This window comes from Gilliamella sp. X-57 (genome assembly GCF_057063565.1).
In genome coordinates, this window is the sequence record NZ_JBXSQI010000002.1 from 184,706 (window position 1) to 195,336 (window position 10,631).

The following is a 10,631-nucleotide window of genomic DNA, read 5'->3' on the forward strand; positions in this document are numbered from 1 at the left end:
AAATAAATTTGGTAAAGTTATTAGTCGTAAAACAAAAGAAAAAACTAAATACAAAATAGCTAAACTAAACCTATTGTAGTATAAAGATAAGTAAATAATAAAAGGATAGCCGACAAATAAGATATTTGTGATAATATTTATTATTAACTTAACTTTATTTATGTTCATTACTTTGCATTCACTAAGTTATTAATGGCTTCAACAATATCTTGTACTGTTCTGACAGATTTGAATGTTTCGGGATCGACTTTTTTACCAATCTTTTTTTGGAGATGCACAACTAAATCAACAGCATCAATGCTATCAAGATCTAATTCTTCGAACAGTTTAGACTCGGGTTTAATATCTTCTGCCGATAGCTCAAAAAGTTGCACCAGTGCAGATTGGACTTGTTCAAAAATTTGTCTCTTGTCCATGCTAATGTCTCTCCTATTGTTGTTGTGATAATATAAAATTAGCTAATGTTTGAATTGAGTAAAACGCTTTTTTTGTGTCTTCATTTTCTGCAGATAAGACAATGCCGTATTTATTTTTAATAGCAAGACCAAGTTCTAAAGCATCAATTGAATCAAGTCCTAATCCATCACCAAATAATGGGGCTTGAGTGTCAATATCATCTGGCATGATAGCTTCTAAATTTAATACATTAATTATGAGCGTCTTAATTTCATTATGTAGTTTTTCCATTAGTTCTCCTTTCTATTGAGGCTGTTTCAGTTTTTCCAGTTTCAGTAAATACTGAAGTCAAATGCCTTGTTAATCTTCTAGCAGCAACGGTTGTATTGGGGCTGATAAAATCCGCAATTGAGATTTTTTCGCCAACAGTTATATTAAAACAAGCTTTTTTTATTGGTATATCATACCATTTTTGCTTTTTAATAAGACAAGGGGGATCACATTTTATGTGGATGATCCGAATATCTACTTGGCAACGTAATGCGATATTAGCAGCACCTCTTTGCAATTTAATTGGTTTATTTGGTACACTTCTTGTACCTTCGGGGAATATCAATATTCGCCCTCCACCAGCTAATATTTGTTGGCTTTGCGGTAATATTTTTTCTGAATCTGCATTTAAAATGTATCCCGCAGTTTTTATGATACGACTAATAAAGACATTGTTGAGGAGTTCACCTTTAACTAAGCAATCACAACGTGGCATTACCGATGCTAAAAGTACAACATCAAGTAAAGAAGGGTGATTTGCCACAATTAAACAGCCATTGTCTTGTTTGAGTTTTTCAAGTCCATTAAATTGATAATTAATTACGCCTAACGACTTTATTACCCATATAAAAATTTTAAAACTAAGCTGAACACTTCTTTGGGCAATAATGCTTCGTTGGTATTTATTCCAAATGAATATTCTTAACAAGCTAAACCATAATAGTGAAATTATAAAAAAACCACAAAGTCCAAATAATGTAAAGCCCAAAGCAGTAACTAATAAACGCCAATATTGGTTGAGATTATAACGGTATTTTTTCGCTACGAATTTAGTGTCCATTGCCAATCTTGAGCGTTTCCTTGTACTATAAATTGTTTTTGTCTATTCAAATAAGCATGTAAAAAAGCAAGAGATTGCGGATAGTTTGATAGATAACCTTTTGATTTTTTTTCAATGCTTTGACAATTCAATTCATTACCACTTGTTAATATGTACCCAACAGCATAAATTGGAACTAATTGTTTGACATCTGCTTGATAGGGCGCTGGAACAATACCATCAAAATCTATCAATAGTACTTTTTTATTTTTTTGATTTAATAAAGATAATGCTTCTATCAAACCTTGTTGAAAGCTATCATTATGCGCCGATAACGAAGTGATCGGAAATGTTTGATTTGCAATAATTGTTAGTAAACCAGCAGCTGTATTGTGGACAGATAGGGAAAAATCAGTAGGTGAAATCTCATTATTTTGGCTAAGCATAGATAATATTTTATAAGTTCTTTCTAATTCACCATGTCGACTAGTAAAAATGGCTAAATCAACGCTGTTATTGTTTACAAGTTCAAGACCAACTTCAACAGCTAAGCGCGAAGATATACTCATTCGACGCGCTTGCATCATGGGTAGTTTGTTCAATTTAGGTAGAGGTAAACCCCAATCGTGTTTTGATTGTTGTGACCACAAAGCCCACTCATCTTTACTAGATAATCCTGAAGATAAAGCAAACCAATTTTCAATAGAGAAATTCATTTCGTTAATATTTTTAGTTAATTAATTCTTTACTTAACAATATTTTGTAATATTATTTATTATAATTTAATTTAATTTGCTATATATTAATACAATACATTAAAAATTTAAAAAGGCAAGAGATTGACTGAACAAGAAAATGTTAGATATGGGTATCATAAAGATATTTATACTGCTTTAGAAGCAATAACTGAAGCTCAAAAAATCGCATTTTATCCTATCTTTTTTCAAGCAATAATTTGTATGAAAAACAAAGGTATTTTAGCGTGCATAGATCAGGCAGGAAAAATAGGCCTCACTTTTGATGAAATAGCAAAGGAAATTTCTTTATCTTCTTACGCAATTGAACTTTTGTTAGATGTTGGTTTAAGTATGCATGTTATTTATAAAAAAGATGGATACTATATTCTTGGTAAAGTAGGGCATTATTTATTACATGACAAAATGACAGAAATAAACCTTAATTTTACTCAAGAGATCTGTTATCAAAGTATGTTTTATCTACAAGATGCGCTTGAGTCTGGTACCCCTGAAGGATTAAAAGTTTTTGGTGATTGGAAAACAATATACCCTGCATTACAGTCATTGCCAGAAAAAGCTAGAGAAAGCTGGTTCGAATTTGACCATTTTTATTCGGATCACTCATTTCCAATTGCTTTTTCCCATATTTCTTCATTGAAGCCTAAACATATATATGATATTGGTGGCAATACAGGTAAATGGGCTATTTATTGTGCTAAACACTCTCCGGATCTCAAGGTTACATTATTAGATCTGCCTGAGCAAATTGACGTTGCTGAACAAAATGTTAAGCATGCTGGTTTTGCTGATCGCATCGATAGCTATCCAGTTGATTTATTGAATGTAGAAATATTACCTAATAAAGCTGATATTTGGTGGATGAGCCAGTTTTTAGATTGCTTTAGTATTGAACAAATTACCCATATTTTAAAATTGATTCATCTTAGTATGAAAGATGATGCGATAGTATGTATTATGGATCTATTTTGGGATAGGCAGAGTTTTGAGGCCGGAGCATTGAGCTTAAATGCCTCCTCTTTATATTTTACATGTTTAGCAAATGGTAATAGTCGTTTTTATCATTCTAGGGTATTTTATCAATGCCTTAAGAATGCAGGTTTTTATATTGAAAAGGATATCGATAATTTAGGTTATGGTCATACTTTGTTAATCTGTAAAAAATTAATTAGTAATATTTAAATAATAAATAAGGAGCAATCAATGAAATTTTTAAAATATATCGTTAGTGCATTATTACTTCCGTTATTAATAGGATGTGCAAGTAAATATCAAGAGCCTAAAAATATTACCACTCCAGTAAGTGGACTGTCAAAAGAGCAAGTAAAAAAAGCTATTCTAGCTTCTGCTACTAATGGTCGGGCTGCTTTTGGTACATGGAAGATGGATGTTATAGATAGTAATACTATCCGAGGACGTTTATTTAACCGTAAGTTTGAAGCTGTGATAAATATACCTTATTCTGCAAGCAGCTACTCTATTAATTATGTCTCAGTCAGCAACAATTTAAAAAATAGTCATGGTGAAGTTCATCGAAATTATAATCGTTGGATAAATAACCTTGATGCCAAAATTCAAGAAAATATTTTTAAAGCAAAATAAAGCAATTTTTGATCTAATTTGAATATCTCCAATAAGAGATAAACCAAAATATAGTTAATCAAGATTTGTTAATTGAATAATTAAGCTCAATTTGTAAGTTGAGCTTATCTAACTCCAAAACATTTATTTCAGAATTTCTTGTCTTTGATTAAATATTCGCTAAAAAATAATGCTTGTTAACTAATTTTTAACGATAGCATTAATTGTTAAAACTGAATATCTATTAATCTAATTGCGATTTAATATACACCTATATTCATACAAATTGATGGATATGGCTCCATTCTATTACATATCTTTTTCTATTCACAAATCATTATGCTTGAGGACAATTATTATGTTTCAATGGCTTTCAAACTGGATTTTAGATGGACTTAAACACTCACCCGAAATTTTATTATTTTTATCGTTAAGTTTAGGGTATTTAATTGGTGGCATTCGGATGGGTAAATTCCAACTTGGTGGTGTCGCCGGTTCGTTACTCGTTGCCGTTGCGTTAAGTGTTTTTGGTGTGACTATTGACGCCGGCGTTAAAGCAATTCTTTTTGCATTATTTATTTATGCTGTAGGTTATGAAAGTGGTCCTCAGTTTTTCCGCTCTCTGGGTGTTAAAACATTACGCGAAATCTTTTTAGCATTATTTATTGCGGTAGCAAGTTTTGTGACTGTAATAGTATTAGCCAAAATATTTAATTTGGATAAAGGACTTGCCGCAGGATTAGCTGCGGGTGGATTAACGCAATCTGCTATTATGGGTACGGCTTCTGATGCTTTAAGCCAACTTGGTTTAAGTGCAGAAGAGTTAAGCAAAATGCAAGCAAATGTCACCATTGGCTATGCGGTAACTTATATATTTGGTTCACTAGGTGCCATTATTGTGTGCGTCAATATTTTGCCAAAAATCATGGGTAAAGATATTGCCGATGATGCAATTAAGGCGCAGGCTGAACAGCTTCATGGTTCACTTTTGTTGGGTGCTGATCAAAATTTAGCTTTATCAGATATTAGTGGTCGTTTATACCGTATTACAAATAAGATCAATCAAACGGTTGCGCATGTTGAACAAACGGTGAATGGCATCAGTATTGAGCGTATCAAACGTGGTAATAACATTATTGAAGCAACGCCTGAAACAATATTAAAGTCGAAAGATATCATTCTGGTTGTTGGTCACCGTGATGCAATGATCGAGGCGCATGATTTACTTGGTACCGAAGTTAATTCAGCATCAGGTATGGATGTTGTGATGAACAAGCTAGATGTTGAAATGCGAAACAACAAGTATGTGGGACAAAATCTTACGCAAGTGCTCGCTTCTGACGAAGTCATGAAATTAAAACACGGTATCTATCTTGTGGCTATTCATCGTGATGGTCAATCTTTGCCTCTTAATAATGATATTTATTTAAAACTGGGCGATGTAATTACCATTTATGGTGCTGACAGTGATCTTCGTCGTGTTGTTGATAAAATTGGTGCCCCAATTACTAAAAGTGAAAAAACTGACTGGATATTTCATGGGTTAGGACTTGTTGTTGGGCTTATTATTGGTTTAATTGTGATTCGTGTTAGCGATATTCCTATTACATTAGGCGCAGGTGGTGGTGCACTTTTATCTGGCTTATTATTTGGTTGGTACCGTTCTCTTCATCAAACTATCGGTAATATTCCAACTGGTGCCGTGCAACTTTTAAAAGACTTTGGTTTGGCAGGTTTTGTGGCGGTTGTGGGGCTCAGTTCTGGTCTTCAAGCAATTAATACTATTAAAGAACAAGGTTTATCTCTATTTCTAATTGGTGTGGTTGTGACCTTATTACCCATGTTGCTTGCTATCTATTTTGGCAAATATGTGCTTGGTTATAAAAATGTAGCGGTATTTGCGGGTGCTTTAGCTGGATCACGTAGTGCTAATCCTGCTTTTGGTGAAGTACTCAATAAAGCTGGCAACTCAACACCGACCAACTCTTTTGCTATTACTTATGCTTTAGCTAATGTTTTCCTAACTTTATTAGGCCCATTAGTTGTTGCTTTTGTTTAATTGATATATCAAATTAAGGATACAAATGTATGAAAAATAACACACAATATAGTCAATATGCTAATTTAAGTCCTTTTGAATTAAAAGATAACTTAATTAAACTGGCACAAAGTCATACTGATCGCGTAATGTTAAATGCAGGAAGAGGTAATCCCAACTTTCTTGCCACTTGGCCTCGACAAGCTTTTTTTCAACTAGGTGTGTTTGCAACCCAAGAATCCGAAATGTCATTTTCATATTTAAATGAAGGTGTTGGCGGCATGCCAATCAAAGCTGGACTAACAGGACGCTTTGAGCATTTTATTTATCAAAACTATAACACTCCGGGAGTTGCCTTTTTAGGTAAGGCTTTTTCTTATATTCGTGACCAACTTGGGTTGGACAAAAATGCCTTTTTACAAGAGATGGTAGAAGGTATTTTGGGATGCAATTACCCAGTACCTGACAGAATGTTACATTTTAGTGAAGATGTGGTTAAAGCCTATATTTTACAACAAATGGGCGCGCAATATCTGGATCGTGATAATATCGATTTATTTGCCGTTGAAGGCGGCACAGCCGCCATGGCTTATATTTTTAATTCAATGAAAGAAAATGGCTTAATCCAAAAAGGCGATAAAATTGCCATTGGTGCGCCAATATTCACACCTTATCTTGAAATTCCCGAACTCAATGACTATCAACTAGTTGAAGTGTTAATCAATTCTGATCCTAATGCAAATTGGCAGTATCCTGAGTCAGAATTGCGTAAATTAGAAGACCCAGCAATTAAAGCCTTTTTCGTTGTTAATCCATCTAACCCGCCATCAGTTAAAATTGATGATAAAAGTCTAAAAATTATTGCAGATATCGTTCAAAAACGCCCTGAATTGATTATTTTGACCGATGATGTTTATGGTACATTTGCCGATGACTTCCAATCTTTATTTGCGATATGCCCAAAAAATACTATTTTAGTTTATTCATTTTCGAAATATTTTGGTGCGACAGGTTGGCGTTTAGGTGTTATTGCCACAGCACGCGATAATGTCATCGACAAAACGATTAAAGCGTTACCAAGTAAAACCAAACAGATCTTAAATAAACGCTATAGCTCAATTGTTACTGATCCAGAAAATCTAAAATTTATTGATCGATTAGTGGCTGATAGTCGTGCGGTTGCACTAAACCATACAGCGGGTCTTTCAACACCACAACAAGTACAAATGGTTTTATTTGCATTATGCGAAATGATGGATAGCGATCAAAGTTATAAAACGGCTTTAAAATCACTAATCCGACGCCGTGCAGCATCACTTTATCAACATTTAGGTCTTAAACATCAAACAGATGAAAATAGTGTAGATTACTATACGCTAGTGGATCTTGAACATATTTGCCGAGAATTATATGACGATAAATTTGCTAAATGGATCCTCAAAAATAAAAATCCATCTGAAATGTTATTCAGAATTGCTGATGAAGCTGGTGTTGTATTATTACCAGGCAAAGGATTTGCTGTACAGCATCCTTCTGTTCGCGCCTCGTTAGCAAACTTAAATGAATATCAATATGCGGCAATTGGTTTATCAATGCGCAAATTAGCGGAAGAATATTATGATGAGTATAAAGCAAAAAACAAATAGCTAAATAGTTTGACTAATAAACTTATTCCCCAAAACCCTAGTTATCTAGGGTTTTTATTACCCAATAAAAATAGCCCCAATCTAATCATTTATTATCAAAAATAAACAAATTTTCTTACAAAAATCGTTCAGAATAAATTGATTTTATTATATTTTTTGTTTTGGTGTTTTTAAGGAAATGAAGTCGTTTACCAGACAAAGAATCGTTGGACCAAGTGAGGAAATAACTCGGTCAACGATTTTGATGAGTCACGCATTTTTTGAATTTTAGTAGCAACAACAAATCTGTTTGCTATTTTTATGGATTAACTTTAGGACCATAACTCTAGTCTAATATTTTGTTGAGGATAACCATATAGTATTCGTTCTAGATTTTCTTATCACTCTCATGTCGTCAAACGCTATTTTGTTGAGAATTTGTTAGCAACTGTACGGGTTGCTTGCATATTTGCGCTCTTTTTTCACTGGTTCTGGATTAGCTTTAGCGTGAGATTCGGCTTGATTTACATCATAAATACGAACGTCCTTTATGCCGGCATAGATCTTAAAATTACTCACACCATGGCGGTTTAACGCAACACTAATTTCTATTATATTTTTATCTGCGCTTTGGTTATAAACCGCATCGCGATAAAGACCCACCCAGTAATCACAATCTTGTTCAATTTGTCCCGTATCTCTGCTGTCGCTAGGTATCGGTCGTTTATCTACTCTTGATTCAAGATTACGATTTAATTGAGTCAACATAACCACCACGCAATTAAGCTCTTTGGCCAATGCTTTAAGGCCTTTTGTGATTTCTCCATAAGCCAAGTCGTTACGTATATCATTACCTATTTTTTCTTTTTCCATGAGCGTTAAATAATCCACCATTATCATACCTATTTGTCCTTTTTTTCTTGCCATACGTCGAGATTCTGCGCGTATATGTGATAGCGTGATAGCAGGCGTATCGTCAATGTAGATATTATCTAAGTTTGTTAACTTATTTAGATGATGCATAACACGCGAAAATTCTGATTCCGATCTTAGTCCACCGTCATAGAAAATATTGCTGTTTACAGCCGATTCTTGAGCTAGAATATTTTCAAGCATTTGTTCGTTTTGCATTTCTAGAGAAAACATCAATACAGGTAATTTTTCATGTATTGCACAATTACGCGATATGCTGATTGCGAATGTGGTTTTACCCATTTTTGGACGGGCACCAACGACAAATAGCGAGCCACGAACAAGTCCTTTAGGCGATAATTTTTCATCTAGTGCTTTGATCCCAGTTGATAAACCGCGCTCGCTATCTGAATTTTCTAATCGTTTTTCTAATGTTTCGGTCCAATTATCAGCAATTGCTTTTAATGATTTGAGCCCTGCGGACTTGCCTGTTTTGTTATAGTCATCAATTTGAGTAAATAATGTATGAATAGCTGATATTTTGTCGCTAGTAGATAAATTTGATTTCTCAAAAATCATTGCGATACAGTCGTTTAATTTTTGCAATGTGTAACGTTCAATCGCTTTATCTCGAACGATTCTAGCATAAGCGGTGACATTCACCATGAATGGCGTGTTTTTAGATAATTCCGCTAGATAAGCCAAACCACCACAATCTTTCAATGTGCCCTTTGCTTCCATACTGTTTGACAAGGTAATTAGATCAATGGGGTGGTTTTTACGATTTAATTCAAGTATTTCGGAAAAAATAACTTGATGATGTTTGCTATAAAATGATTCTACTTTCAATAAACGGATCACTTTTTGACAACGATCTGATTGAAAATCTAACATCATTGAGCCCAGTACCGCTTGTTCAGCGACTAAGTCATGTGGAATTACGTTCATAGTGTACCCTCCACAACTTTCAAATATGTACTCGGTTTTATGATGTAATCAAAATCAGCACGCCATCCTCTGTCGTTTTTGCCAAGGTAAAACGGTTTAGCCTGATCTACAAAATCATAAAAATAATTTGCCAAGTTCTGGAATGTTGGTGGTTCAAGCTCTTTGAGTAATTTCTTCACTGCATTTTTTCGTGCAGTGGTCATTTTTTGAATTTGTGGTAATCTGTGTTCTACAGCATCGTTGTATGCATCCATAACCAAATCAAAATCAATATAATTTTTTTTTGTAGTATTGTTTTTTATCGTGTCTTTTGTAGAGTGACTTTTTTTGTCACTGGTGGTAGTAGCATTTTTTGTCACTGGTTCCATACATTTTTTGCTACCAGTAGCATTTTTTGTACCTGCATTTTTTGCTACTGGTTCTGCCGTTTCCAACACTAATGAATATTCAGTAATTTCACCATTATTTTTAATTGCATTGACTAAACCTAAATTTATCAATTCAGATAGAGCAGCATAAACAGTTCGCTTGTCTTTTATCCCTAAATATTGCATAAATTGAGATATACTGATTTTATCGCTCGCTTTGCCCCATCCCGTAGTTTTGCGAGTAATGAGCAAATAACAACGTAATGCATTGGCAGACATGTTAGCCATTAGCTCATCAATTACAACGTTGGGAACTTGAAATGAGTTAGATATAAAATTGCGCATTAATCATCCTTCATCGAATACTTAGCAAATTTTTACTTTTTCTGTAAACTAATTTATTGCTAATATTGAACCCTGCTTGTTTTAAATTATAAGTACGCGCACTCAGGTTTAGTGTTTTTTAGTTTTTAGGGGACTTATGTGCGCCTCAAATTAGCTAAAAAAGATGGCTTATATTTTGCTCAATTCTTTTTTGTTTAACTCGTTCCCCCATTGCCATATTTGTCCTTATTAAATATCAACAGTTATAACTGTATTAAATAACAGTTTGTACTGTTTGTCAAATACAGATTTATCTGTATTATTTTTTTAACACAATGGAGACTTTTAAAATGAATAATCTTGGTCAACGAATCCGAGCCAGACGAGAAGAATTAAATTTAACGCAGGAACAAGTAGCTTCGCAAGTTGGAATAAAACAACAATCTTATCAAGCGATTGAAAGTGGGGATGTAAAAAAACCTCGCTATTTATATGAAATATCTGTTGCTCTTAAATGTGATATGGCATGGCTCTTAAGCGGGAAAGAGAAAGAAGTAAAAAATATAGAATCCATAAATCTAAAGGCTCGCCAAG

11 protein-coding genes are annotated in these 10,631 nt (G+C 33.8%); 5 read left to right on the forward strand and 6 right to left on the reverse strand.

Annotated features, from left to right (window positions below; genetic code table 11):
- Positions 1-167 precede the first annotated feature (167 nt).
- Genes ACYIAL_RS02045 through ACYIAL_RS02060 form a run of 4 tightly spaced genes read right to left on the reverse strand, consistent with a single transcriptional unit; the run spans position 168 to position 2,202 of the window.
- A complete protein-coding gene (locus tag ACYIAL_RS02045) occupies positions 168-416 on the reverse strand; it encodes an acyl carrier protein (protein WP_174796215.1) in 249 nt (82 codons plus the stop codon).
- Positions 417-429: 13 nt separating this feature from the next.
- Complete coding sequence (locus tag ACYIAL_RS02050; protein ID WP_174796216.1) at positions 430-687, reverse strand: phosphopantetheine-binding protein; 258 nt, start codon at positions 685-687, stop codon at positions 430-432.
- Entirely contained in the window at positions 671-1,507 is an 837-nt protein-coding gene (locus tag ACYIAL_RS02055) for a lysophospholipid acyltransferase family protein (protein WP_483750831.1), read from the reverse strand. The genes ACYIAL_RS02050 and ACYIAL_RS02055 overlap by 17 nt, the downstream gene beginning before the upstream one ends.
- The gene (locus ACYIAL_RS02060; RefSeq protein WP_174796218.1) at positions 1,489-2,202 is read right to left on the reverse strand and encodes a beta-ketoacyl synthase chain length factor; all 714 of its coding nucleotides are present in this window, start codon (positions 2,200-2,202) and stop codon (positions 1,489-1,491) included. Before ACYIAL_RS02060 ends, ACYIAL_RS02055 begins: the two co-directional genes overlap by 19 nt.
- 123 nt (positions 2,203-2,325) lie before the next feature.
- Between ACYIAL_RS02060 and ACYIAL_RS02065 the strand changes: the two genes are divergently transcribed.
- The 4 genes from ACYIAL_RS02065 (at position 2,326) to ACYIAL_RS02080 (ending at position 7,506) form a co-directional block, all read left to right on the forward strand.
- Positions 2,326-3,423 (forward strand): methyltransferase, encoded by a 1,098-nt coding sequence (locus tag ACYIAL_RS02065; RefSeq protein ID WP_174796219.1) that lies wholly within the window; start codon positions 2,326-2,328, stop codon positions 3,421-3,423.
- Positions 3,424-3,444: 21 nt separating this feature from the next.
- Positions 3,445-3,843: a hypothetical protein gene (locus tag ACYIAL_RS02070; protein ID WP_174796220.1), complete on the forward strand. Its 399-nt coding sequence runs from the start codon at positions 3,445-3,447 to the stop codon at positions 3,841-3,843.
- 337 nt (positions 3,844-4,180) lie between these two features.
- Positions 4,181-5,881, forward strand: a complete 1,701-nt coding sequence (gene aspT, locus ACYIAL_RS02075; protein ID WP_483748488.1) for an aspartate-alanine antiporter — start codon at positions 4,181-4,183, stop codon at positions 5,879-5,881.
- Between the two features lie 29 nt (positions 5,882-5,910).
- Positions 5,911-7,506, forward strand: a complete 1,596-nt coding sequence (locus ACYIAL_RS02080; RefSeq protein WP_483750832.1) for a bifunctional aspartate transaminase/aspartate 4-decarboxylase — start codon at positions 5,911-5,913, stop codon at positions 7,504-7,506.
- 420 nt (positions 7,507-7,926) lie between these two features.
- Here the strand turns inward: ACYIAL_RS02080 and ACYIAL_RS02085 are convergent, their stop codons facing one another.
- Both ACYIAL_RS02085 and ACYIAL_RS02090 read right to left on the reverse strand, forming a co-directional pair.
- Complete coding sequence (locus tag ACYIAL_RS02085) at positions 7,927-9,345, reverse strand: replicative DNA helicase (RefSeq protein ID WP_483750833.1); 1,419 nt, start codon at positions 9,343-9,345, stop codon at positions 7,927-7,929.
- Positions 9,342-10,058 (reverse strand): replication protein, encoded by a 717-nt coding sequence (locus ACYIAL_RS02090; RefSeq protein ID WP_483748490.1) that lies wholly within the window; start codon positions 10,056-10,058, stop codon positions 9,342-9,344. Before ACYIAL_RS02090 ends, ACYIAL_RS02085 begins: the two co-directional genes overlap by 4 nt.
- A gap of 329 nt (positions 10,059-10,387) precedes the next feature.
- Between ACYIAL_RS02090 and ACYIAL_RS02095 the strand changes: the two genes are divergently transcribed.
- Positions 10,388-10,631 (forward strand): helix-turn-helix domain-containing protein (locus tag ACYIAL_RS02095; RefSeq protein ID WP_483750834.1); only part of this gene is annotated, 244 nt, incomplete at its 3' end.